The sequence below is a fragment of the Pedobacter psychrotolerans genome (assembly GCF_004340665.1).
Classification (GTDB): domain Bacteria; phylum Bacteroidota; class Bacteroidia; order Sphingobacteriales; family Sphingobacteriaceae; genus Pedobacter; species Pedobacter psychrotolerans.
On the sequence record NZ_SLWO01000003.1, the window covers coordinates 65,438 to 91,374 of the forward strand.

The 25,937-nt window shown below is 36.9% G+C and carries 24 protein-coding genes; 15 read left to right on the plus strand and 9 right to left on the minus strand.

Annotated features, from left to right (window positions below):
• The first annotated feature begins 36 nt into the window (after positions 1-36).
• Positions 37-2,475 (plus strand): TonB-dependent receptor domain-containing protein, encoded by a 2,439-nt coding sequence (locus tag EV200_RS07655; protein ID WP_165877889.1) that lies wholly within the window; start codon positions 37-39, stop codon positions 2,473-2,475.
• A 92-nt stretch (positions 2,476-2,567) separates the two neighbouring features.
• Here the strand turns inward: EV200_RS07655 and carB are convergent, their stop codons facing one another.
• Both carB and EV200_RS07665 read right to left on the minus strand, forming a co-directional pair.
• Complete coding sequence (carB, locus tag EV200_RS07660) at positions 2,568-5,405, minus strand: carbamoyl-phosphate synthase large subunit (RefSeq protein WP_132530830.1); 2,838 nt, start codon at positions 5,403-5,405, stop codon at positions 2,568-2,570.
• Between the two features lie 347 nt (positions 5,406-5,752).
• A complete protein-coding gene (locus EV200_RS07665; protein ID WP_132530832.1) occupies positions 5,753-6,070 on the minus strand; it encodes a carboxypeptidase regulatory-like domain-containing protein in 318 nt (105 codons plus the stop codon).
• A gap of 478 nt (positions 6,071-6,548) precedes the next feature.
• Between EV200_RS07665 and pnuC the strand changes: the two genes are divergently transcribed.
• Entirely contained in the window at positions 6,549-7,160 is a 612-nt protein-coding gene (pnuC, locus tag EV200_RS07670; RefSeq protein ID WP_244312976.1) for a nicotinamide riboside transporter PnuC, read from the plus strand.
• A complete protein-coding gene (locus tag EV200_RS07675; RefSeq protein ID WP_132530834.1) occupies positions 7,144-7,674 on the plus strand; it encodes an AAA family ATPase in 531 nt (176 codons plus the stop codon). The genes pnuC and EV200_RS07675 overlap by 17 nt, the downstream gene beginning before the upstream one ends.
• 514 nt (positions 7,675-8,188) lie before the next feature.
• Here EV200_RS07675 and typA read toward each other — a convergent pair.
• Complete coding sequence (gene typA, locus EV200_RS07680; protein WP_132530836.1) at positions 8,189-9,994, minus strand: translational GTPase TypA; 1,806 nt, start codon at positions 9,992-9,994, stop codon at positions 8,189-8,191.
• A 229-nt stretch (positions 9,995-10,223) separates the two neighbouring features.
• Between typA and EV200_RS07685 the strand changes: the two genes are divergently transcribed.
• On the plus strand, positions 10,224-10,571 hold the full coding sequence (locus EV200_RS07685) for a hypothetical protein (RefSeq protein WP_132530838.1): 348 nt from the start codon (positions 10,224-10,226) through the stop codon (positions 10,569-10,571).
• A 100-nt stretch (positions 10,572-10,671) separates the two neighbouring features.
• Here EV200_RS07685 and EV200_RS07690 read toward each other — a convergent pair whose 3' ends face one another.
• Entirely contained in the window at positions 10,672-11,124 is a 453-nt protein-coding gene (locus EV200_RS07690; protein ID WP_132530840.1) for a VOC family protein, read from the minus strand.
• 146 nt (positions 11,125-11,270) lie between these two features.
• On the opposite strand from EV200_RS07690, the gene EV200_RS07695 reads away from it, so the two are divergent.
• A complete protein-coding gene (locus tag EV200_RS07695) occupies positions 11,271-11,948 on the plus strand; it encodes a TIGR02117 family protein (RefSeq protein ID WP_132530842.1) in 678 nt (225 codons plus the stop codon).
• A 3-nt stretch (positions 11,949-11,951) separates the two neighbouring features.
• On the opposite strand, the gene EV200_RS07700 is transcribed toward EV200_RS07695, so the two are convergent.
• The gene (locus tag EV200_RS07700; RefSeq protein WP_132530844.1) at positions 11,952-12,761 is read right to left on the minus strand and encodes an alpha/beta hydrolase; all 810 of its coding nucleotides are present in this window, start codon (positions 12,759-12,761) and stop codon (positions 11,952-11,954) included.
• 167 nt (positions 12,762-12,928) lie between these two features.
• On the opposite strand from EV200_RS07700, the gene EV200_RS07705 reads away from it, so the two are divergent.
• The 9 genes from EV200_RS07705 (at position 12,929) to EV200_RS07745 (ending at position 20,789) form a co-directional block, all read left to right on the plus strand.
• Positions 12,929-13,633, plus strand: a complete 705-nt coding sequence (locus EV200_RS07705; RefSeq protein ID WP_132530846.1) for an esterase family protein — start codon at positions 12,929-12,931, stop codon at positions 13,631-13,633.
• Between the two features lie 101 nt (positions 13,634-13,734).
• Positions 13,735-14,790, plus strand: a complete 1,056-nt coding sequence (locus EV200_RS07710; protein WP_132530848.1) for an ATP-grasp domain-containing protein — start codon at positions 13,735-13,737, stop codon at positions 14,788-14,790.
• 27 nt (positions 14,791-14,817) lie between these two features.
• The gene (locus tag EV200_RS07715) at positions 14,818-15,918 is read left to right on the plus strand and encodes a carboxylate-amine ligase (RefSeq protein WP_132530850.1); all 1,101 of its coding nucleotides are present in this window, start codon (positions 14,818-14,820) and stop codon (positions 15,916-15,918) included.
• Between the two features lie 7 nt (positions 15,919-15,925).
• Positions 15,926-16,753: a type 1 glutamine amidotransferase gene (locus EV200_RS07720; protein ID WP_132530852.1), complete on the plus strand. Its 828-nt coding sequence runs from the start codon at positions 15,926-15,928 to the stop codon at positions 16,751-16,753.
• A gap of 35 nt (positions 16,754-16,788) precedes the next feature.
• Positions 16,789-17,976 carry an ATP-grasp domain-containing protein gene (locus EV200_RS07725; protein ID WP_132530854.1) on the plus strand — a complete coding sequence of 396 codons (1,188 nt, stop codon included), beginning with the start codon at positions 16,789-16,791 and terminating at the stop codon, positions 17,974-17,976.
• 413 nt (positions 17,977-18,389) lie between these two features.
• Positions 18,390-18,548, plus strand: coding sequence for a FeoB-associated Cys-rich membrane protein (locus EV200_RS07730; protein ID WP_132530856.1), 159 nt, complete (start codon positions 18,390-18,392; stop codon positions 18,546-18,548).
• Positions 18,549-18,558: 10 nt separating this feature from the next.
• Positions 18,559-19,146: a Crp/Fnr family transcriptional regulator gene (locus EV200_RS07735; protein WP_088299767.1), complete on the plus strand. Its 588-nt coding sequence runs from the start codon at positions 18,559-18,561 to the stop codon at positions 19,144-19,146.
• A 167-nt stretch (positions 19,147-19,313) separates the two neighbouring features.
• Entirely contained in the window at positions 19,314-19,844 is a 531-nt protein-coding gene (locus tag EV200_RS07740; RefSeq protein WP_132530858.1) for a YceI family protein, read from the plus strand.
• 75 nt (positions 19,845-19,919) lie between these two features.
• Positions 19,920-20,789 carry a pirin family protein gene (locus EV200_RS07745; RefSeq protein ID WP_132530860.1) on the plus strand — a complete coding sequence of 290 codons (870 nt, stop codon included), beginning with the start codon at positions 19,920-19,922 and terminating at the stop codon, positions 20,787-20,789.
• A gap of 65 nt (positions 20,790-20,854) precedes the next feature.
• Here the strand turns inward: EV200_RS07745 and ispF are convergent, their stop codons facing one another.
• Together ispF and porV are read right to left on the minus strand one after the other, a co-directional pair.
• Positions 20,855-21,334, minus strand: coding sequence for a 2-C-methyl-D-erythritol 2,4-cyclodiphosphate synthase (gene ispF, locus EV200_RS07750; RefSeq protein ID WP_132530862.1), 480 nt, complete (start codon positions 21,332-21,334; stop codon positions 20,855-20,857).
• Positions 21,335-21,390: 56 nt separating this feature from the next.
• Positions 21,391-22,575: a type IX secretion system outer membrane channel protein PorV gene (gene porV, locus EV200_RS07755; protein WP_132530864.1), complete on the minus strand. Its 1,185-nt coding sequence runs from the start codon at positions 22,573-22,575 to the stop codon at positions 21,391-21,393.
• Positions 22,576-23,001: 426 nt separating this feature from the next.
• On the opposite strand from porV, the gene EV200_RS07760 reads away from it, so the two are divergent.
• Complete coding sequence (locus EV200_RS07760; RefSeq protein WP_165877890.1) at positions 23,002-24,663, plus strand: SUMF1/EgtB/PvdO family nonheme iron enzyme; 1,662 nt, start codon at positions 23,002-23,004, stop codon at positions 24,661-24,663.
• Between the two features lie 59 nt (positions 24,664-24,722).
• On the opposite strand, the gene EV200_RS07765 is transcribed toward EV200_RS07760, so the two are convergent.
• Both EV200_RS07765 and EV200_RS07770 read right to left on the minus strand, forming a co-directional pair.
• Positions 24,723-25,223: an acetyl-CoA carboxylase biotin carboxyl carrier protein subunit gene (locus EV200_RS07765; RefSeq protein WP_132530866.1), complete on the minus strand. Its 501-nt coding sequence runs from the start codon at positions 25,221-25,223 to the stop codon at positions 24,723-24,725.
• Between the two features lie 4 nt (positions 25,224-25,227).
• Positions 25,228-25,851, minus strand: a complete 624-nt coding sequence (locus tag EV200_RS07770; protein ID WP_132532161.1) for a DUF4159 domain-containing protein — start codon at positions 25,849-25,851, stop codon at positions 25,228-25,230.
• Between the last annotated feature and the right edge of the window lie 86 nt (positions 25,852-25,937).

Genomic DNA, 25,937 nt, shown 5'->3' on the forward strand with positions numbered 1-25,937 from the left:
TTTTGCCTGGATTTTTTAAAACTTAAACCGAAACAAATGAGAATTTTATACAAAATATCCTTCATCATCATTACTGCTTTCTCTTCAGTAAGTTTATTTGCACAAACTTCGCCCAAGCCTAACCTAACGGGAATTATCCTTGATGAGAATAAAAAACCAGTAGATTATGCAACAGTAGTATTATATAAAGCAGCTGATTCAAGCATTGTAAAAACCAGTTTTACGGATCAAAATGGCATTTTTGGTTTTGCTGTCAACACAGAAGGAAGCTACTTTTACAAAGCCAGTAACATGGGCTACAATACTTTTAAAAGTAAAACCATTACACTTACAGACAAAAACCAGAAGGTAGATTTTGGTTCTGCTCAACTCGCCTCCAGCACTCAAAATTTAAAAGAAGTAAGTATTGCTGTAACCAAACCATTAATCGAAAGAAAAATGGATAGGGTAGTGATGAACGTTTCAACCAGTGCCATCATGACGGGCTCTACCGCACTGGAGGTATTACAAAAAGCACCGGGAGTTTCGGTAGATCAGAATGATAACATTTCAATGCAGGGCAAACAGGGTGTTTTAATTCAGCTTGATGGGAAACAAACCTATATGAGTAGCGCCGATGTAGCGAATCTACTTCGGAACATGCAAAGCTCAGAAATTGAAACCATCGAATTGATTACTAATCCATCCTCTAAATACGATGCAGCCGGAAATTCGGGAATTATCAACATTAAAACAAAGAAAAACAAAGCTGGTGGCACAAATGGAAGCCTAAATGCAACAGCCGGATATGGTAAAAACTTTAGAGGTAACACAGGTCTGAACCTGAACCATAGAACAAAAAAACTGAATCTGTTTGGAAACTATAATTACGGAAAAACTACCCGTGAAAATATCATTACTATTGACCGTATTTCAAACGGAACACCAGATACTTATTTTATGCAATCAGGATCGAGCTTAAGAAAACAGCAAAACAATAATTTCAAAGCAGGCTTAGATTACTTCATCGATAAAAATAATACAATAGGCGTATTGGTAAATGGCTATTTTAATCGCGGAACAGAGGCTTCTAAAAATAATACGTTAATTGGACCGTCATTCCAACAGGTAGATTCAACACTAGCATCTAATAGTTTGCAAACCAATAAATACAATAATATTTCTTATAACCTCAATTACAAATCAGTTTTAGATACCGCAGGCTCTGAAATTTCTGCAGATTTTGATTACTCTAAATACAATGGAAACGATGGTTCTGAATATGAGAATGATTATATGTTCGCCAATGGAAATAGAATTCGCCCAATTAATTATACCAGAAACGGTACACCTTCAAAAATTGATATTAAAGCTTTTAAAGTTGATTATAATGTTGCATTGAGTAAAACCATCAAGCTTGAAGCTGGCCTAAAAAGTAGCTGGGTAAAAACAGATAACGATTTGCAGGCTGAAGAATTGGTTAATAATGTTTGGCAAAATGATGTTCGCCGCAGCAATCAGTTTGTGTATGATGAAAATGTAAATGCGGCTTACACTAATATTAACAAGCAATTCAAAAATACCAGTATTCAACTTGGTTTAAGGATTGAGCAAACCAATTCTAAAGGAAACCTGGTTACTACAAATACGATAGTAGAACGAAATTATTTCGATTTCTTCCCGACATTATTTGTGCAGCAAACACTTTCGAAAAATAATCAATTGGGTTTCTCCTACAGTCGCAGGATAGACCGTCCAAGTTATGATGCTTTAAATCCTTTTATATACTATCTGGATCAATATACCTACAATAAAGGAAATCCATTTTTGAAACCGCAATACACCAATAATGTTGAGTTAAGTTACACTTTCATGAAGAAATATATGCTTTCCGTTGGTTATAGTAAAACTAACGATGTAATTACTGAAGTATTATTACCAGATTCAGCACAAAAAGCATTATTTCAAACCAATGAAAATCTAGCTAAAAACACCAGTTACAATGCCAACTTAAACATTCCTGTTCAGGTAGCAAAGTGGTGGTCGATGAACAACAACTTAAACGTTTTCTACTTAAGTTTTGAGGCGCCGGATTTAGCTGGTGTGGCCTTGAAAACTGGAAAAACATCCTTCCAGTTTAAATCTCAGCAAAGCTTTACCATTGTAAGTGGTTTTACTGCAGAGTTAAATGGCAGCTATGAATCACCCCTAGATTATGGCACTTTAAGAATCAAATCCCGCTATTCTATTGATGCTGGTTTAAGCAAATCATTATTAGACAAAAAAGCAACTTTGAAATTGGCTTTGTCTGATATATTCAATACCTACAAAAATGATATTTCCAGTGCTTACCCAGGCTTGAAATATGAGGTACATCAGAAAAATGAAAGCCAGATTGGAAGAATAACTTTCACTTACCGTTTTGGTAAAGAGATTAAACCTGCCCGTCGCCGCACCACAGGTTCAGAAGCAGAGCAAAACAGAATGAAGAATTAAATTATGAAGTTTGAGACCTGCTGTTTATACCTCATTTTGATCAGCACAATTTGAAAACAAAAAGGGCGATGTTTCCATCGCCCTTTCCTATTTTATTTACTCAAATACATTGATTTATCTTTGTAAAGCTTACGGAAGTAAGGATCTTCTAAATCTTTAATGAAACGTATCGCTTCACCAGTAGATTTCATTTCAGGGCCTAACTCTTTCGTAACCTCAGGAAATTTATCGTAAGAAAATACCGGTTCTTTAATTGCATAACCTTTAAGCTTACGTTCGATAGTGAAATCTTTCAATTTCGCTACACCTAACATAATTTTAGCTGCAATGTTAATATATGGAACGTCATATGCCTTGGCAATAAAAGGAACCGTACGAGATGCTCTTGGATTAGCCTCAATCACGTAAACCTTTTCATCCTTGATGGCAAACTGAATATTCAACAAGCCACGTACATCTAAAGCTTTCGCAATCTTGATGGAATACTCTTCCATTGCCTTAGTTACCGATTCTGGCAAGCTAAAAGTAGGTAACACCGCAAATGAATCACCGGAGTGAATACCCGCAGGCTCAATATGTTCCATCATCCCAATAATGTGAACATCATCACCATCAGAGATTGAATCAGATTCAGCTTCCTCTGCCCTATCTAAAAAGTGATCAATCAACACACGATTACCAGGCAAATCACCTAATAATTTTACTACTGCTTTTTCCAGGTCTTCATCGTTAATTACAATGCTCATCCCTTGTCCACCTAATACATAACTTGGACGAACCAATACTGGATAACCTACTTCATTGGCAACCACAATAGCTTCTTCAGCATTTTCAGCTACACCATATTTAGGATATGGAATATTTAACTCTTTTAATAAATCTGAGAAGCGACCGCGATCTTCAGCGATATCCATATTCTCGAAAGATGTTCCGATAATTTTAACGCCTAGTGCCGATAATTTTTCTGCCATTTTCAAGGCTGTTTGACCGCCCAATTGAACAATCACGCCAACTGGCTTTTCTAACTCAATAATTTCACGAACATGTTCCCAGAAAACTGGCTCGAAGTATAATTTATCAGCCATATTAAAATCTGTAGAAACCGTTTCAGGGTTACAGTTCACCATGATGGCTTCAAAACCAGACTCTTTAGCAGCTAATAAACCATGTACGCAAGAGTAATCAAATTCTATTCCCTGACCAATACGGTTAGGGCCAGAACCTAAAACAATTACCTTTTTATTTTCTGTAGGGATTGATTCATTTTCCTCATCAAAAGAAGAATAGTAATAAGGTGTTTGAGCAGGGAATTCCGCAGCACAAGTATCCACCATTTTATAAACTCTGTTGATGCCTAAAGCCTTACGGCGATCATAAACCTCATCTTCGGTAACATTCCCTAACAACCAGGCAATCTGAATATCAGAGAATCCTTTTTGTTTAAGGGTAAAGAAGAAATCACGAGGAATATTATTTAATGAATATCTTTTTAATTCAGTTTCTAAAAGAACAAGATCCTGAATTTGGTTTAAGAACCATTTATCAATTTTAGTTACCTTACGGATAGATTCCAAAGGCACACCCATTGTCATGGCATCTTTTATTAAGAATAAACGATTCCAGGAAGCATGCTCCAAACCGTCCATAATTTCTTCGATGTTTCGCACTTGTCTGCCATCAGCACCTAAACCCGCACGGCTTATTTCTAAACTCTGACAGGCTTTCTGTAAGGCTTCGATAAAAGTACGGCCGATTGCCATTACCTCACCTACAGATTTCATTTGTAAGCCTAGTTCTTTGTTAGCTCCTTTAAATTTATCGAAATTCCAGCGAGGGATTTTAACGATTACGTAATCTAAAGTAGGCTCAAAGTATGCTGAAGTTGTTTTGGTAATTTGATTTTCAATCTCATCCAAGTTATAACCGATAGCTAATTTCGCTGCAATTTTAGCGATTGGATAACCAGTTGCTTTACTCGCTAAAGCTGATGAACGGGATACACGTGGATTAATTTCGATGGCGATAATGTCATCATTTGCAGGATTTACCGAGAATTGAACATTACATCCACCAGCAAAAGTACCGATAGCACGCATCATTTTGATGGCCTGATTTCTCATATCCTGGTAACAACGGTCAGATAAGGTCATCGCTGGTGCTACAGTAATGGAATCTCCTGTGTGGATACCCATTGGATCGAAGTTTTCGATTGAGCAGATAATGATTACATTATCGTTGCTGTCTCTCAATAGCTCCAACTCATATTCTTTCCAGCCTAAAACAGCTTGTTCTACCAAAACCTCATGTGTTGGCGAAGCTTCTAAGCCACGTTTAAGTGCAGCGTCAAATTCTTCCTTTTTGTGCACAAAACCACCACCAGAACCACCTAAAGTATACGATGGGCGAATTACCAAAGGAAAACCAATTTCTTGAGCAGCTTCTTTACCTTCTAAAAATGAGTTGGCAATTTTAGAAGGTGCTACACCTACACCTATATCAACCATTAACTGGCGGAAAGATTCACGGTTTTCGGTTTTTTCGATAGCCGCTACATCAACACCGACAACTTTAACACCATATTTTTCCCAAACACCACGCTCGGAAGCTTCTACACAAAGATTTAGCGCTGTTTGACCGCCCATAGTTGGCAAAACAGCGTCAATTCTAGGTAAATCTGTAGAGTTTATATGCTCTTGAAGAATAGCTTCAATTGAATCAACAGTTAAAGGGCGAAGATAAACATGATCACCAATAACTTTATCCGTCATAATTGTTGCCGGATTAGAGTTGATAATGGAAACGGTAATCCCTTCTTCTTTTAAAGAAAGTGCCGCTTGCGAACCGGCATAATCAAATTCGCAGGCTTGGCCAATAATAATTGGTCCCGATCCGATAATTAATACTGAGCGTATTGAAGTGTCTTTAGGCATGATTAAGCTTAAACAATGATTAAAATTCTAAAGTATTTGACTTGGTAAAGGTGAAGAAGCAAGGAGGTTTTTTGCTTTTTGAAGAGAAAATCCCAACTGTTCTGTCGGGATGCAAAGATATGTTTTTTGAAGTAGTTTTTTGATTAAATTTTTAAAATTAATATACCCTAAATCAAACCACTGGAATGCACCTTTTTATGCTAACAAACTAAAGAATAAATTAAGGTTATGAAATAGTTAAACAGATGTTTTCAAGAAGAATTATTCTTTCTGTTTATTGGTAATGAGATCGATCTAAATTCTGAAAACAAAAAAGGAGCTGATGCTCCTTTTTTGTTTTTTTTATGCTATTGCTTCAATCTCACTTCTCCCAGGTCGGTAGTGGTACTGTCTTTAACAGCAACATTTTCAATAACAGCATCTTTATATGGCGCATTGGCTTTGATCACTAACGTATAAACCCCTTCTTTCAGCTTGGTAAAAGAAAAGCTACCTTGATTAACGGGAACACTCATAGTATCCTGACCAGCAATAAGTGAAACACCCGTCGCTGCGTCAGCTGGGCCTACCCGCCCAACAATACCACCTAATTTAACAAAAGTAAAAGCCACAAACAGAATAGATGAAAGAATTAAGGCTACGCAAAAAACACTCAGCTTTTTCATAATTTATTTTTTTTGTTTTTAAAATTCCATCTCGATGGAAACTCCGTTTTAAACGATTCATACAACCAATTTGTTTGTCGCCAAAACAGAACACTGTATTATTTTTTAAAAAAATTATATTCTAATTGGCACAATTTAATCACGCATTTGATTATAAACCGATTGCAAAAGTAAGGAACAATCGTTAAAAATTTGTTAAAATGTAACATAAATATAGTGTTAAAAGAACACGAAGTCATGTTTAAGTCATGAATGATTTAAATGGGTATTATTGGCAATAATGTTGTAATAAGCAGAACATATATGCGTTTTGTATATACTTTAGAAAAAGATCTAAAGCTTCCTCGGCGGAGTAGTTAACCGCCAATGAGGATTTCTTCATAAATAGTTTGTTTGGTTTATTATCCGGTTAGAGGAGCCCTCCTCTACCGGATTTTTTCTTTTATAGCTTTTTCTCTTACTTTTGATCAATATGATCATGCTAATAGCATCATTCTTTCAATTTGTTACTTCACAGTTTCAGCAGACCACCCTTTTAGAATGGGTTGCGGTGATTGCTGGTTTTCTCTGCATTTATCTTGCCGCCAAAGAAAGTATCTGGAACTGGCCAATCTCCATCATCAGTGTGGTCGCTTATGGCATATTGTTTTTTAGAGAGGCAATGTACGGCGACATGACGCTTCAGATTTATTTCTTGTTTACCGCATTTTATGGCTGGTATTTCTGGATTAATAAGAAGGTGGAGCAACATCGGCCAATTTCCAGGCTGACATTGAGACAGTGGCTTTTGGTAATTTTATCTATTACCCTGCTAAGTGTTTTACTCGGTTGGTTTATGGATCATTACACTAACAGTACCGTACCTTATGCAGATGGATTTTGTACTTCTGTAAGTTTTGCCGCGCAGTTGCTCTTAACCAGAAAAATGTTAGAAAACTGGTTACTGTGGGTTTTTGCCAATATCTGTTATGTTCCATTATTTATTTATAAAAATCTTAACCTAAGCGCATTACTATATCTCGTACTAATTGTTATTGCATTTAATGGTTATTTAATCTGGAGAAAAACATATCGTGAACAAATCAATTAAAAAAATTGCCATTGTCGGGCCAGAGAGTACAGGTAAATCGACCATGTCTCAATTACTGGCAAAACATTATGGCGTTTCCTGGGTGCCTGAATATGCCCGTTATTACTGTGAAAATTTAACAGCTCCTTACACCTTACAAGATGAGGTGAATATGTATTATGGACAGGTAGCATTGGAAGATGCCATCCTCACCACCACCAAAAGTAATTTTATTATCTGTGATACAACTTTTGTAACGGTAAAAATCTGGAGCGATGAGATGCTAGGTGAAACTCCCAAGGTGGTATTAGATGCGCTTCCGAAAAGGCCTTATGACCTCTATCTCTTAATGGATATTGATTTGCCATGGCAGGATGACCCTCTTAGGGATTTTCCGAATCAACGGGAATATTTCATGGAAGTTTGGCACAAGGAATTAAAGGCTTTGGATGCAAAATACGAAGTAATTGGTGGCTTGGGAGCGCTGCGAGTAGAAAATGCAATAAAGGCTGTTGATAGTTTTTTAGGGCAGTAGAGCCTCTCCCTATGAAAGGTTTTAGGTTCGGCTAATGGTGCAACTCTCCCTCTCCTGAAAGAGAGGGAAACAAAGTTTAGTGGTTGAAACCTAAACGCCAAGAAATTTACGCCATCCAAATTATATTAACTTATATTCCTTAAATGGTCAAAGAAGACTTCTCCCTATGAATGGTTTTAGGTAGGGGAACAAAGGATAGTAGGTAAAGCTTGTGAACGCTAGAAATATCTTCAATCCAACTTACATTATCTTATATTCCTTAAATGGTCAAGAAGACCTCTCCCTATGAAAGGTTTTAGGTTAGGCAAGCTTGCGTAGCCGTCCCTTTCCTGAAAGAGAGGGAAACAAAGGATAGTAGGTAAAACCTAAACGCCAAAAATTTACGCCATCCAACTTACATTACCTTATATTCCTTAAATGGTTAATAAACAAAAAAGCCCCGATTTACATCGAGGCTTCTATTATAGCTTATCCAACTCCACCTCCGTTAGAAAGGGCTGGAGTGATGCTTTTTCTAAGAAAATTGCTTTCCTTTAACTTTACGTTCTTGCTCTGTTAAGAAGATTTTACGTAAACGCATGCTTGCAGGTGTAACCTCGATATACTCATCAGCCTGGATGTATTCCATAGCCTCTTCTAACGAGAATTTAATTGCAGGTGCGATACGAGCATTATCATCAGTACCAGATGCACGCATGTTGGTTAATGCTTTTCCTTTAACAATGTTTACGACCAAGTCATTATCACGGATGTGCTCACCCATAATTTGTCCTTCATAAACATCAACTCCCGGATCAACAAAGAAACGACCTCTATCTTGTAACTTATCAATAGAATAAGCAGTTGTTTGTCCTTTATCCATCGAAACCAATACACCATTAGAACGACCTGGAATTGTACCTTTCCAAGGCTCGTAAGCTTTGAAACGGTGTGCCATAATCGCCTCACCAGCAGTAGCAGTTAAAACGTTGTTACGTAAACCGATAATACCACGAGATGGGATTTCGAATTCTAAGTGTTGTAAATCGCCTTTTGGCTCCATAATTAACAACTCACCTTTACGTTGAGTTACCAATTCAATTACTTTACCAGAAACTTCACCCGGTACATCAACAATTAAAGTTTCAATTGGCTCATGTTTTTTACCATCGATTTCTTTTACGATAACCTGTGGCTGACCAACCTGAATTTCATAACCTTCACGACGCATCGTTTCGATTAGAACTGATAAATGGAGAATACCACGACCGTAAACCAACCATGAATCCGGAGATGCTGTTTCAACAACTTTTAAAGCTAAATTTTTCTCAGTTTCTTTAATCAAACGCTCTTTAATACGTTGAGAAGTAACCAATTTACCTTCTTTACCGAAGAATGGAGAGTTATTGATGGTAAACAACATGTTCATTGTTGGCTCATCAATGCTGATTACTGGTAATTGTTCTGGTGCATCAAAGTCAGAAATCGTATCACCAATATCAAAACCATCAATACCTACAACTGCACAAATATCACCAGAACTTACTTCTGTGGTACGGATTTTTCCTAAACCTTCGAAAGTATAAAGTTCTTTTACTCTGGTTTTAACAATCTTACCATCGCGTTTAATTAAAGTTACCGGTTGGTTTTCTTTAATCGTACCACGGTGAACACGACCAATTGCAATACGACCTACGAAAGATGAATAATCTAACGAAGTAATTTGCATTTGTAAAGTACCATCGTTAATTGGCGCAGGTGGAATGTTTGCCACAACCGCATCCAATAAAGCAAAAATATCAGTAGTTGGAACTTTCCAATCTGTACTCATCCACCCTTGTTTAGATGAACCGTAGATAACCGGGAAATCCAATTGCTCTTCAGTAGCCTCAAGGTTAAAGAACAATTCGAAAATTTGCTCATAAACCTCTTCCGGGCGACAGTTTTCTTTATCCACTTTGTTTACCACCACAATCGGTTTTAAACCAAGGGCTAAAGCTTTTTGCGTTACGAAACGCGTTTGAGGCATTGCACCTTCAAAAGCATCGCAAAGTAAAAGTACACCATCTGCCATTTTCAAAACACGCTCTACCTCACCGCCAAAATCCGCGTGACCAGGAGTGTCAATAATGTTAATTTTTACGTCTTTGTACTGAACTGATACGTTTTTAGATACAATCGTGATACCACGTTCGCGTTCTAAATCGTTATTATCCAATATCAAGTCTCCTGTTTGTTCGTTGTCACGAAAAATAGAACAAGAGTGTAAAATCTTATCAACCAACGTGGTTTTACCGTGGTCAACGTGTGCTATAATAGCTATATTTCTAATCTTTTGCATAAAATGCGCCTCAAATTTGGCGCAAAGATAGTGTTTAGAAATGGATTTTCAACTATAATGAACACTATTTTAATGAGACAATCTTATTGTAATGAGCTCATTTTTAATTAGAAAAGTCATCCAAATTGTTTAGCTTCACAAAAGCAGTCAAACAGAAGCACAGACATTTATAGAAATCAAATTCTACAAATGAACAAAACCAAATGAACATTTTTAAGGTCTTACCTAAATGGAAAAATCAATACAAGAATTATTTGATCATTATGAAGAAAAGTCGATTGAGGTAGAGGCTGCCAAAAGGGCTATGGATGCGGCTGAAGTACCAGATTTATCGAAGGAAAAATACATTACTTCCGACCAGGCCGATGAACACCTTATTGCTTGTGTAGAAAGGGAACGCAAAGAAAAGGAATTGGAAACCCTTAGCCAGGAGTGGGCTGAAATTCAGGATGCATTAGTAGAAAAACTTTGTAAAATCAATACCAAAGTGCTGGTAAAAGATCGACGAGATGAATGTACTGTCTTAATACATTGCGAAGGTGGCGGCATTATGATTGAAGACAAGGAAGTAAATTAACTTCTTAATGCCCTAATGGTTAATAACTTATACAAAAACATACCTATATTTATTTGAACCATTAAGGCGTTAAGATATCATTCATAAATTCTGATACTAATTACAAGTTTACCTTTAACCAATCCGGGTAAGAAATCACGCCTAACTCAGGTTTGGCTTCGCCCTCCAGAATAGCAATAAACTCCAATGCATTTCCGTCAGGATCATTGAAATAAATAGCAATAGCCGGCATCCATGCAAAAACCATAGGCGCTAAATCATCGCTCTTTAAAAAATTATACGGCTTTAGGTTGTTCTCTTGCAAAAAGCTTACGGATTTGTTCAGCACATCATCCACATCGCATCTAAAAGCAAAGTGTCTTACACATACTTCACCTTTCGGTTTTTCCCAGAGTCCAAGCATTGCTCCTTTCGGTTCGCCAACCCAAAAGAAAGCAATTCTCCTTCCTTCTTCATAATAACATTGGGTTAAACCCATTACATTTTTATAAAAATCTATAGATCTTTCTAGATCTTCAACATCAATATGTGTTTCAAATAGTCCTTTTATCATACCACGAAGATAAAAAATACACCAGCCTATAAAAAATCACCTTTTTCGATAACAACATCATCAAAATTGATAATTATACAATAAGAACAATTTTGGGTTACCCTCTTACAAAGTTTGTATTAACCATAAAACCATTTAATTTTCAGATGAGCAAAAGATTGTTAAAATATGCTGTCAGGTTCACATTGATCTTTATCTCGTTGATTGGATTTTACTTTCTGCTGGCTTTTTGTTTTTCGAGAATTACCATAAACGCTCATCCTAAAAATAAAGCAGAAGTAGCCATCTATATTTTATCCAATGGCATCCATACTGATATTGTAATGCCCGCAGCAAATAAAGATTTTATCTGGACAGATAAAATCCCTTATTCCAATACTTTGGAAGCTGATGGCACATACCATTACCTGGCCGTAGGCTGGGGAGATCGAAAATTTTACCTGGAAACACCAGCATTTTCTGACTTAAAATTAACCACTGCTTTAAAGGCTATAACCGGCCTAAGCACTTCTGCCATACACGCAACCTATTATCAGTATCTTAGAGAAGATGAAAACTGCAAAAAAGTAATGATTAGCCATGATCAGTATCAACAGCTGATTCAATATATTACAAACAGTTTTCAGGTAGATTCCTCAGGGCATTTTATTAAAGTAAACACAAACATTCATTATGATAAGGGTGATGCCTTTTATGAGGCAAAAGGCAGTTACAGCATTTTTAAAACCTGCAACACCTGGACAAATGCAGCATTAAAGTCATGCGGACAAAGAAGCTGTTTATGGACTATATTTGATACGGGAATACTTGAAAAGTACAATTAGCAGTTAAGCCTCAAATGCCCAATTCAAAAAAGCAGGCATCACATCACCCCAGGTTGTTACATCATGCTTTCCACCAACCTTTTCATAGTAAAAGATGTTATCTGGCCGCTTGTAACCTTTTTTCAGGAGCTCTTTTACCACATCAATGGTATCATCTATCGAATCAATAATTAGGTTTCTATTGCGATCTGCCTTTTCATCTTCTGTTCCGGTCATCAGCCAGAATTTCATATCCGGTTTGGTATCGCTAGAATCGATTAATTCGTGGATAATTCGATCCGCATCGGTGTACCCATCAGTTAAATCTTTTTTACGCCACCAGAATGCACCCGAAAAAACACCCACAACATCAAAAACAGCCGGATTATTCCAGGCTATATCAAAAGCAGATAAACCACCAAGTGAAAAACCTGCAAAAGCAACTTTACCTGTAATGGGCATCGCAATTTTCTTTTTAACGAAAGGCAAAAGTTCCTTAATGATAAAATCGTTATATAACCCAGCATGCGCCCCTCTCCCTTTAAAATCAGGTGTGCCAGCAACGCCATATTCCATTAAACGATCTGCAGATGCTTTTATCGCAACCACAATTAACCGATGATTTCGTTTAGTGAGGTGTGCATCCTCCAGTAGTTGAGCAAAATCCATTTTCGCTACATCCTGGCCATCATTAACTAAAAGAAGTTCTATTTTTTCATTACCTAAAATCCCTTCAGGGACATACATATCTATATCTACTTCATGCTGTAAATAAGCAGAAGGAATTTTAAAATGATTGATATTAACTTTTACTGATAAAATTGCGGTGTACATATATTAAATCCCCTAACACTGGCATATTGCCCTTTAATTGGGCAAAGGTACAAATCTCACTAAACTATTAATTATCAGTATTCAATTTTTACATTACGCTTTTATTTAGGCATACAAGATTCTTTTTATAATAATAAATTTCTATCTTAAAACATTCAATTTTCAATATGAGAGAAGAACATAAAAAGTGGTACAGCCCAAATTTAAGTACAGATATAGATATGCTCATCTTTGGTCATGCTGGCATTCCTGTTTTGCTATTTCCAACCAGTATGGGACGCTATTATGAGAATAAAGATTTTAAACTAATTGATGCAGTGGAGGGTTTTATTAAGGAGGGTAAAATTAAAGTTTACTGTCCTGATAGTATTGATAAGCTAAGTTGGTACAATAAAAGTATCCATCCTGCAGATAGAGTTAAAAATCACATTTGGTATGATAAGTATCTGTTGGAAGAAGTAGCTCCATTGGCTAGAAATGAAACTGGGAGTAATAAAATCATTACCGCAGGCTGTAGCTTTGGTGGTTATCATGCGGCCAACTTTGCTTTTCGGCATCCTTGGCTGGTGAGCCATATGTTTAGCATGAGTGGTGCATTTGATATTAAAGGTCAGTTAGATGGCTTTTATAATGATGATGTATATTTTAATAACCCAGTAGATAACCTGATGAACAACAGTAACCCAGAATTGCACCACATGAAAATTGTTTTGGGAACCACAGACCGGGATATGTGTCGTGCAGATAATGAAAATTTATCAGGCATTTTAGCAAAAAAAGGCATTGATCATTGGCTGGATATCAGGCAAAATGCAGATCATGACTGGCCGATCTGGAGAGAAATGTTCCCCAGTTACATTGCGCAATTATAGTTTTCTGCAGCAATTATAAGTTTAGGATTTATACAAGCAATAAAACAATTAACCCAGTTATACGATTAACCTGTTAACACAATTAAAATTAAATAGTACAAATGAAAAAAATCGGGATTCTATTTGGCCAGGAACGTTCATTTCCTGAAGCTGTTATCGAAAGGATTAATCAAAAAGCAGAAGATGGCATTACTGCAGAGGCAGTTAAAATCGATAAAATATTTCAAAATGTACCCCTTGGTTATTCGGTGATTATCGATCGTATTTCTCAGGATGTTCCGTTTTACCGTGCATCGTTAAAAAATGCAGCTACCACTGGTACCGCCGTAATTAATAATCCATTCTGGTGGAGCGCGGATGAGAAATTCTTTAACAATGCACTTGCCGAACAAATTGGTGTTCCGGTTCCGAAAACGGCTTTAATTCCGTCAAGACAACACCCAACAGGAACCACAGGTGAGTCTTTTTCTAACCTGACAATGCCATTGGATTGGGATGCGATTTTCGAATATACTGGTTTTCCGGCTTATATGAAACCATATGATGGCGGTGGATGGAGAGATGTTTATAAACTTCATGACAAAGAAGATTTTTTCGATAAACACAGTGGGACCGAACAATTGGTGATGCTTTTACAAGAGGAAATCATCTTCGAAGAATATTTTAGATGTTATTGTATAGGCGGGAAACACGTTCGTATAATGCAATATGATCCACGCAATCCACATCATTTACGCTATGCTGTTGATGGGAAAGCACCAGATGCTAAATTGCTAAAAACAGTTGAAGAATATACACTGAAGTTATGCCAGTACTTAGGCTACGATTTTAATACAGTAGAATTTGCCGTTCGTGATGGTGTGCCTATTGCGATTGATTTCTGCAACCCTGCGCCCGATGCAGATATTAAAAGCGTCGGACAAGAAAATTTTGACTGGGTAGTAGAAACCACTGCAAATTATGCCATCGAAAGAGCCAAAGCACAAATAGATGGTCAGGATAATTTAACCTGGGGCGAATACATTAAGGCATCGGTTGCCGGAAAACCCTTAGTGGCTAAAGCGGCACCAAAAGCAACTGCTAAAAAACCTGTTGCAGCTAAAACAACAACCGAAAAAACAACTGCAAAACCTAAGAAAGCAGCTTCAAAAAAATAAAAGGGATAAAAATAAACTTCAATTAGGATGAACGAATTTACGCTGGGCATAGAGGAAGAGTATATGGTAATCGATCCCGTTACCAGGGAACTTACCTCGCATGATCAAAAGATTGTAGAAGCTGCACAAAAGATTCATAAAGACCAGGTAAAGGCCGAAATGCATCAGGCTGTGGTAGAAGTTGGAACCGGAATTTGTAAATCAACTACCGAAGCGAGGAAAGAAATTTCTCAGCTGCGCTATACCGTTTCACAACTGGCCGGAGAACAAGGATTACGGATTGGTGCTGCGGGTACGCACCCCTTTTCACACTGGGAAAAGCAATTGATTACCGAACACCCCCGCTACAATGAAATTGTAAATGAATTACAAGAGGCTGCAAGATCTAACCTGATCTTCGGTCTTCATGTTCATGTTGGTTTTCAATCGCGTGAGCTGGCTATACACATTGCCAATCAGGTTCGGTATTTTTTGCCACACGTATTTGCATTATCAACCAATTCACCTTTTTGGGAATCAAGAAATACCGGCTATAAATCTTTCAGAACTAAAATTTTCGACAAGTTTCCTAGAACAGGCATTCCTGATATTTTTAATAGTATTGAAGATTATGATAGTTATGTAAAGCTGCTAATCAAAACCAATTGCATGGATAATGCTAAGAAAATCTGGTGGGACATTCGTGTTCACCCATTTTTTGATACGGTAGAATTTCGCATTTGCGATTGTCCGATGCTGATTGACGAGACAATGGCTTTCACCGCACTGTTTCAGGCACTTTGTGCTAAATTATATAAGCTGCGTTTGCAGAATATGGAATTTATCAGCTATTCCAGAGCACTCATTAATGAAAATAAATGGCGTGCTGCCCGTTATGGAATTGATGGGAATTTGATTGATTTTGGTAAAGAAATGGAAGTAAATTGCCGTAACCTGATCCTCGAATTATTGGATTTTGTTGATGATGTGGTGGATGAATTGGGATGCCGTGATGACATTAATTATGTACACCGAATATTGGAGCATGGCACTGGTGCTGATAGACAATTGGCAGTTTATCAGCAAACTGGTAGCTTTGAATCGGTAGTGGATTACATTACTACCCAAACACTGATTGGTGCCAAGTAATTTTACGATGAATAAAAAAGATTTTAAGGTCGCCGTTATTGACATGAATAACGGCGCTCCTAACCAGGGCATGCGGGGAATTCAGGAAATTCTTGCACGCTACAGAGATGATAATCACATTAACCTTTCTTTTGATCTTTTTGATTTAAGGCAAAGGGGAGAAATCCCTGGATTGGATTACGATGCTTACATTTCAAGTGGCGGACCTGGAAGTCCGCTGGAAAGTGAAGGTGAGAAGTGGGAAAATGATTTTTATAACCTCCTGGATCAGATTGAAGCTTTTAATACACAAAGTGAAACACAAAAAAAACATGCTTTTCTGATTTGTCATTCCTTTCAACTGGCTTGCCGAAAATATAAACTGGGTAATGTAACCGAAAGGCGATCGAATGCTTTTGGGATCTTTCCAATCACACTTACTGAAGAAGGCGAGCAGGATGAGATTTTTAACGGCATCACCAATCCATTTTTCTCTGTTGACAGTAGAGATTGGCAAGTGATAGAACCTGATTTTGATGCCTTTGAAAAAAAAGGTGCAAAGCTTTTAGCAATAGAGAAAGAGCGCAAGCATATCGATTTAGAACGTTGCATGATGGCTATTCGATTTTCTAATGAAATTATTGGCACACAATTCCATCCTGAGGCTGATCCGGTTGGAATGAAAATGTACTTACTTCAGGAAGAAAAGAAGAAAGCTATTGTTGATATGCATGGTGAACAAAAGTATTTAGATATGCTGAATAGCCTAGATGACCCTGCAAGAATTGTTTTGACACAAAGTGTGATTTTACCTAATTTTTTGAATAAAGCAATCGGAAATTTGCAAGAAGCATAACATCAAAGTCGGTTGTCAAAAACAAATACTAACATATGATACCTTCCCAACGCGAAAAATACAATAAGCAGATTAATAATGAAAAATATCGAACATTCATTAAAGACCTGGAAATTGGTTATCCTAAAATACCTTTTCGCGTGGCGGAAACGCCCGTATTCATTCCTAAAGCTTTAAAAGAAAAACTTGTCGCCGCTGGGGAAGAAATCATTAAACTGATCAAACAGCCTAACTTTAAAGACATTACCTCTCCATCAATTCCGCCAGAGTGGAGCGTACCTCATGAAAATGATCATCCTCATTTTCTCACTTTTGATTTTGGTATTTGTAAAAGTGAAGCCGACGGATTAACGCCAATGTTGATCGAAATGCAAGGCTTTCCATCGCTTTATGGATTTCAGCACCACATGGGAAAAACTTTTACAACGCATTTTGAAATTGATTCATCCGTTAACTATTTCCTGAATGGATTTAATGAAGAGAAATACATCCAGTTATTAAAAGAAGTCATTATAGGTAAACATCAGCCACATGAGGTAGCACTGATGGATGTCGATGCCCCAAACCAAAAAACAGCAATCGATTTTTTTGTGACACAAAAAATGCTGGGTATTAAAATACTGGCACTGACAGATATCAAAAAAGTAGGTAAGCAACTCTTCTACGAGGAAAATGGTAAACAGATTCATTTAAAACGAATTTATAATCGGTTAATCTTTGATGAAGTAGCCAATAATCCGGAAATCTTTAAAACCAGCTTTGATCCCCGCGAGGAATTGGATATAGAATGGGTTACCCATCCAAATTGGTTTTACAGAATTAGTAAATACACCATGCCTTTTCTAGATAGTGAGTTTGTTCCTGAAACCCGTTTCTTGAATCAAATTGACAGCATTCCAACTGATCTTGAAAACTACGTACTGAAACCTTTATTTTCTTTTGCGGGTATGGGCGTAATAATAGATGTTACAGAACAAGATATTAACGCCATTGCAGACCCTGAAAACTGGATTTTGCAAAAGAAGGTAAACTATGAACCTGCAGTAAAATCACCATCTGGCGGAGTTAAGGCAGAAATCAGAATGATGTATTTATGGCCAGATGATGGTGAACCACAGCTTTGTATTAGCCTGGCCAGGTTAAGTCGTGGCAAAATGATTGGTGTGAGATACAACGCAGATTTTGATTGGGTTGGTGGTACGATTGGATTTATGGAAGAATGATTTTTGATTTTATTAACTACAGAGATATAATTCTTCCGTGATTTCTGTGATTCCGTGGCGAAAAATTAATATCAAACATTACGGAATGATTACTGATTTTTTAACCACAAAGAAAAGGCGCAGAGCACACAAAGCTGGGTTAAATAGGCTTAAGCTAACAACTTTTACACCTCAGTGTGCTCGGTGTAACACTCTGTGACCTCGGTGGTAAATTCTATTTCAATTGCATCAAGCTTAACCACGGAGAACACAAAGAATAAGCATAGAGAACACTAAGCATGGGTTTTTACTTTTAACCCGGTGTAAAAACGCTGTTCTCCCTCTGGTAAAATGTTTTCCAGTTAACCCCAGCCCGTTTAATAATTTACATTCACCTGAACACCAAAACTAAAAAAGCCTATTATATTTGTGTCATGAATATTCAAACCATTTTAGTCTTTTTCCTTTTTGCGGTAGCATTGGTATATGTTGGCCGTTTGGTTTATAAATCGCTTCAGGTTAAGAAAGATGGCTGCGGTGGCAACTGCAAGTGTGGGGTAGATTTTTCAGACATTAAACCTTCAAAAAAGTAATACTTCCTTTATGATTGATCAGTTTAAAAACTATCTCAAAGAAAAAATAGCCATAACTGATGAGCAATTTGATAGCATTTCTTCTCCATTAAAAGTAAAGAAATTCGACAAAAGCCAAATCATTCAATACACAGGAGATAATCTGAAACATGGCTTTTTTGTTTGTAAAGGACTATTGCGAGCTTACTCCATTGACTCAAAAGGCAAAGAACATATACTTCAGTTTGCACCAGAAAACTGGTTAATTTCAGACAGGAATAATATGAATAATGAGCCATCAATATTTTTTATTGAGGCGATTGAAGCTTCTGAAGTAGTGCTCATGCCAAATGACTTTATGGAGCAGGCAGCTATTCAGGTACCATGTTTGCAACCCATGCAAGTTAGATTATTAAACAATTCGATTCGCTTCATGCAGAAGAGGATTAATATGTTATTAAGTGCAACTGCAGAAGAACGCTATCTAGATTTCATCAAACTTTATCCAAACCTTACACTTCGCGTACCTCAATGGATGATTGCGTCATATTTAGGCATTACCCCAGAATCGTTAAGTAGAGTAAGAAAAGAACTTGCCAATAAACACTTCCGACCTTAATTAATTTTGAATGAAAGAATTTTGAATGATGGATGGCCTTTCAATACGTTAACATTCTCTAATTCAATCCTTCAATAATCACCCATTAGTTAACATACATCAATCTCCTCTTTAACCTTCTTACGTATTTTTGTGATGTAATATTAAACGCATCAAAACAAAAATATATGGCTACTACAAAATGGACATTAGATCCAACACATAGCGAACTTCAGTTCAAAGTAAAACACTTAATGATCACTACCATTACTGGTAACTTAAAATCTTTTACAGCTGAATTGGACGCAGAAGATGATGAATTTGAAAACAGTAAGATCTCATTTGAAGGCGACATTAATTCTTTAGATACAGGGAATACAGACCGTGATCATCATTTAAAAAGTGCTGATTTTTTTAATGCAGAGCAGTTTTCAACGATGGAATTTCAATCTTCATCAGTAAGAAAAGAAGGCAGTGATTATCTTATCAATGGTAATTTAACTATTAAAGGCGAAACCAAGCCAGTACAATTAACTGCAGAATTTGGTGGCATTGCAACTGATCCATGGGGAAATACTAAAGCTGGTTTTACACTAAGTGGCAAAATTAACCGAACAGATTTTGGCCTCACCTGGAATACAGCCATAGAAGGTGGCGGTGTAATGGTGAGTGAAGAAGTTCGCTTACTAGGTGAACTACAATTCGTTAAACAAGCATAATACAGCATAGTGTTTTGAGTTTTGGGCATAGAAGCTCTATGCTCAAAACCCCATGCCTCAATAATTGAAAAGGGAATGGAAACAAAACAAATAGCCAGCATCTTAAAAGCACCTGCACCACACATGGTTGGAGATGGCTTTAGGGTACACAATTTTTTTCCTGAAGGATATAAAATTAATATGAGTCCCTTCTTTCTGATGGATTATGGTTCAAAAATTGAATTCTCAGCCCGGAAAAATCCGCGTGGAGTAGGAATTCATCCACATCGTGGTTTTGAAACTGTAACCATAGCCTATCATGGCGCTATTGCACATCATGATAGTACGGGAAATAGTGGCGTTATTTATCCTGGTGATGTTCAATGGATGACTGCTGCCCGGGGTATTCTGCATAAGGAATATCATGAAGAGAATTATAGTCTAATAGGCGGTCCCTTTCAAATGGTTCAGTTGTGGGTTAATTTACCTGCAAAAGATAAAATTGGAAAGCCCGGATATCAGGCGATCAAGCAATCTGAAATAGCCATTTTTAACTTACCAGATCATGGAGGTAAAATTGAGGTTATTGCAGGAAATTACAAGGGTATACTTGGAAACGCAAATACCTTTACACCAATTCATTTATATAACGCCAGATTAAATAAAGGCGAAAAAGCAAATTTAAGTTTTCCCGCCAATTATAATACTGGCCTCATGGTGATTGAGGGATCAATAGAAATAAATGGAAAGGAAGAAGCTCATGCAGATAGTTTTGTACATTTCGAAAATAAGGGAACGGAAATTGAAATCGAAGCCTTAGAAAATAGTGTCATTCTAGTTTTAAGCGGCGAACCTATTGATGAACCCATCGCACACTACGGCCCCTTTTTAATGAATACAGAAGCTGAAATCCATGAGGCACTATCAGATTACAATCAGGGAAAATTCGGTTACCTGGAAGAGTAATGACTTAAAAAGCTGGATAGTCGAAATCCATCCAGCTTTTGAGTAATTTAAATTGTTGGTAAAAATCAGGCCTTTTCAATTAAGCATACAGCATAAGCCACTACCCCTTCTTCACGCCCAATAAATCCCATTTGCTCATTTGTTGTTGCTTTGATGGAGATTTCTTCAGTTGAAATTCCAATGGCATCAGCAATATTTTTCTGCATATCAGGAATGTGAGGATTAATTTTGGGTGCTTCCAAACAGAGCATGGCATCTATATTCCCTACCTGCCAGCCTTTTTCAGTGAGTAATTTTATGGTTTCTTTTAATAGAATTACACTGCTAATCCCTTTCCATCGGTCGTCTGTATTTTTAAAATGGAAGCCAATATCACGGAGATTGGCTGCACCTAAAAGTGCATCACAAATGGCATGTAGTAAAACATCAGCATCTGAATGACCAAAAGCGCCTTTATGGTGTGCTAATGTTACGCCACCTACTACAAAAGGGTGTTCATCTTTTAACTGATGGACGTCAAAGCCAAAGCCTACTCTTATTTTCATGTATCTTGATTTATGATTTAATTTGAAGAATCGATTGTAAAAAGTCGAATCGTAAGTTACTTCACGATTTTACGATCGCCAAAGTTAAACAAAAGACTAAACCGTAAAGTATTAGCAAGGGGACTAGTTTGCGCATTTGCTAATAAATAAGAAAAATCTATATTGAAGACATTGTATTTAAGGCCTAATCCCATTGTAAAATAACGGCTATCGCCTTTCTGTGGGCTTTGATAATTATAGCCGGCTCGGATAGCAAACTGTTGGTTGTACCAATATTCCATACCTGTAGAAATGCCTACTTCCTTTAATTCTTCGCTAAAGCCACCGGGTGCATCACTAAATGACCCAAATATTCCTGCGGGAACAGATCTGTTTGGGTCCTTTCCACTTACTATATTATTATTAGCATCGTAAATTGGTTGCGTGGGTACCAATAACTTATTAAAATCAAGCGCAAAAGTAAAGGTGCTGTAATCGTCTAACGTAATGGTAGAAGCCCCGCCTAATTTAAAATTTGTTGGCAGAAAAAAGCTTTGACCATTGTCAGAATAACTCATTTTAGTACCAATATTAGAAATATTAGCTCCTGCTGATAAGATTGTTGGTTTGCCAAACAGGTTACTCGATGTTTTATATAATCCTGATACATCCACTGCAACAGCATTACCTCCGCGAACCTGACCAGAAGCAAACTGGCCTGATGCCAGATTGGAATATATGTAACGGAGGGACGTTCCTAATGAAAATTCTTCTCCAAAATTTCTTGCAAATGTAACATCAAAAGCCAGTTCATTTGGGTTAGCTATTCCCAGCTCCTGCTGATTAATATCAGTTAGTTGAATTGACCCTAATGAAAAGTACCTTAAAGATGCACCAATAGTATTTCGATCGTCTAATTTGTAAAATCCACTGAGGTAAGCCAGACTAATATCAGGAACCAGGCTTTTCAACCAAGGACTATAAGATACTGCAAATCCATATGGCTTATCAAGAAATGCAAGTTTAGAAGGGTTAATACTTGATGAATTTACATCACCAGTTACTGCTACTCCTGCATCACCCATTGCGCCTGCACGGGCATCTGGCGTAATCAATAAGAATGGAACAGCCGTTACAATATTATTAGATTCACTTCCATTGGTTAATGTATTGCCAACCACAACCTGTGCATTTGTTTTAACAAACACTAAGACCAGTGACAGTGCAGAAAAGGCAAGTTTACAGATGTAATTGAAGTTCATCCTTTAAGGGTACGTAATTTTAGATGTTGGCATTTGGTAAAACCTGAGAATACGTTTCTTAACGTAAAACCAAAAACTATATTTTACCAAATTACGAATTAAGTCATAATTTACTAATTAAACCCACATTTTTTTACAAGCCACTGTGATTATCTTAACTGTGATCTATTACTTGCGTTGAATATCAATTGTATTCTTTTAAAGTAGCTATTTAATTTATCAGTAATAATTTCTACTACTATTTTAGTTTCTTGCTTTCTCTGCATCAATTTATATTATAAATCTAAAGCAATATGAAAACTAACCATCCGTTATGCCTTAAAAATATATCAGTAATTTATATTGTGACTAAATTTATATTTTCATTTAAAATGTTTAATTTTATCTATTGAAACTGCTGGTGTTGATACTTTTTTAAAGTAACTTATGAAAAAACTATTACTATATTCTTTTACGTGTTTGTCGTTAGTCGTTTTGCTTTCTGGTTGTAGCTCGAAAGGTGGAAACAGCTCTAGTAAAACAGGCATACCATACGCAAATCGCAAAAGTAAAAATAATGCTTCTGGTGCCTTTGCTGTGGCTACACAATACAAACGCGCACCCGGACCTGGATTAATTCCAATTGAGGGTGGTGTTTTAGTAGTTGGTGGAAGCGCCATCGAAATACCTGGTGTAGAACCTAATATCTACAATTATAAAAGACAGGTTACAGTCCCTTCGTTTTATATGGATGAAACAGAGGTTTCCAATACAGACTGGTTGGAATATCTACACTGGATCAGGTATAATTATCCTGAAGACCGTGAGTTTTATTACAATGAGTTACCAGATACATTGGTTTGGAGAAGCTCACTATCTTATAATGAACCATACGTAGATAACTATTTGAGGCATCCGGCTTACCGTGACTATCCTGTTGTTGGTGTATCCTGGGAACAGGCCTCACGCTACTGTGAATGGAGAACTTCCAGAGCCAATGAATTTATCTTACGTGAAAAAGGTATTTTAACAGATTACAAAACTCTTAGTGCAGGCACGACTGGCAAGGGAAATAATGCTGCAGCTGTACCTAAGCCAGATAAACCATTCAATACAGATGCTTATCTTAATGGCCAGTACGATGATAAAGGTAAAAACGCACCTGTTGACTACAATACAAAGGCAGGCGCAGCAACAACAACTGCTGGTACAGGCAAAGGAAATGCTCAACCACGTAGAACAGCAACATTGGAAGATGGTGTAATTATGCAGCCTTATCGCTTACCTACAGAAGCCGAGTGGGAATATGCTGCCTTAGGCCTTATTGGTAATACTGAATATGAAAACATCAATCAAAATAAAATATACCCTTGGAATGGCTTAGGTGTTAGTTCAGCCAGTAAAAAAACAAGAGGTATGATTCAGGCCAACTTTAAAAGAGCTCCTGGTGATTATATGGGTGTTGGCGGATCATTGAATGATAAGGGTGATTTAACGGTACCTGTTATTCAATATGCCGCAAATGATTTTGGCTTATATAATATGGCTGGAAATGTAAATGAGTGGGTTAATGATGTGTATAGAACTGGAACATTTACAGATGCAGATGCTTTTAATCCTTACCGTGGTAATTATTTCACCAATAAGAAATTAGAAGATAGCCAAAACGGTAAAATTGCGCTTGATAAATATGGTAATCCAATTAAAGAGAATGCATATTCGGGAAGAAAGCAAACCTGGGCAGAAAAACAGGCTCAAGCTAAACGCGTAGATTCTATTTCAAAATCTACTGATCCACAATCCATTACTGCTTCCAACAATTATCAGGCAGATCAAAGAGGTTATCGTGATAAGCAAAATTTATTGCTTAATGAAGAAGGTGTAACCTTGGTTAATGATAAGTCAAGAGTTTATAAAGGTGGTTCATGGAACGATATGGCCTACTGGTTAAATCCTGCAACACGTCGCTTTATGCAACAGGATGAATCCTCTGCAGAAGTTGGATTTCGCTGCGCCATGACCATGTTAGGTGCGCCAGAAATCAGCACTGCTGGAAAAAGAAGTTTCAAAACCCCACCTCCTAAACCTTACCGCGTTAAAGGGAGATAAATTATAAAAAAGTCCGGGTTTTGAATCCGGACTTTTTTTATACAGAGATTTAGATATTGTTATTTAAATTGGATTAAGATCTGGTTCTTTTCAACCTTATCTCCTTGCTTAATCAATACTTTACTAACTATTCCATCCGTCATCGACTTTAAGATATTCTCCATCTTCATCGCTTCCAGAATTAAAAGATTATCGCCTTTCTTAACTTCAGCACCAGCATCAACCAATACTTTCAAAACTAAACCAGGCATGGGCGCTTTCATTTCTAAAACTTTATTAGAAGTTAAGTTATCCATTCCCAGATTTTTCAATAATTGATCAAATCGATCTTCAACTTTGGTTTGATAAATTGTTCCGTTGACCTTAACTTTACAAGTCTTATCTTGTTGGTTTGCCTCAATAACCTCTACATTGAAGGATTGATTTTGATATAAAATATGTGCTTCCGAAGCCGATATATTAATCAAGTCCAGCTCTACAGGTTGATTATTTACAGAGAGTTTAGCATTGCTTTCCTCAATATTGAAAACTGTATTTTTATTTACCGCTATCTTATCCATAGATTTATTGTGTTAAGGCATATTGCACTAAATTAGCACCCATTTTTAAAGCTTTTGAACGTGTTTCCTGTGTATCTTCAGGATAAGTACCAAAGTCTTCCCAACCATTACCTAAATCACATTCAAAAGTATAATAACAAACCACACGTCCTTTATAAATCAATGCAAAACCCTGAGGTCGCTTATTATCATGTTCATGAATTTTAGGCAATCCATTTGGAAACTTAAACTTTTGATTATAAATAGCATGATTAGATGGTAACTCTACAAACGCCAATTCGGGAAAAACTTTTTTCATTTGTGGCCTGATGAATTTATCTAAGCCATAATTATCATCTATATGCAGAAAACCACCACCAACTAAATATTGACGTAGGTTTTTAGCTTCGAGATCACTAAACTGTACATTTCCATGCCCAGTCATGTAAATAAAAGGATAGTTAAATATTTCTTTTGAGCCCACATCCACCACGCTTTCTTCAGGATAAAAGTTAGTTTTAAGATTGGAGTTGCAATACGCAATCAGGTTTGGGAGTGCAGTTCGATCAGCATACCAATCTCCCCCACCACTATACTTTAATTTAGCCATCCGGTAAGAAGGGGGTAAAGCGGTGAAAGCCGAAAGCATAAAGCTAAAGACTAAAATACCAAAGCAAAAAACCACAGGCTTTAGCACTTTTAATGATTGAAAACTGATCACTGTAAACTTCAAAT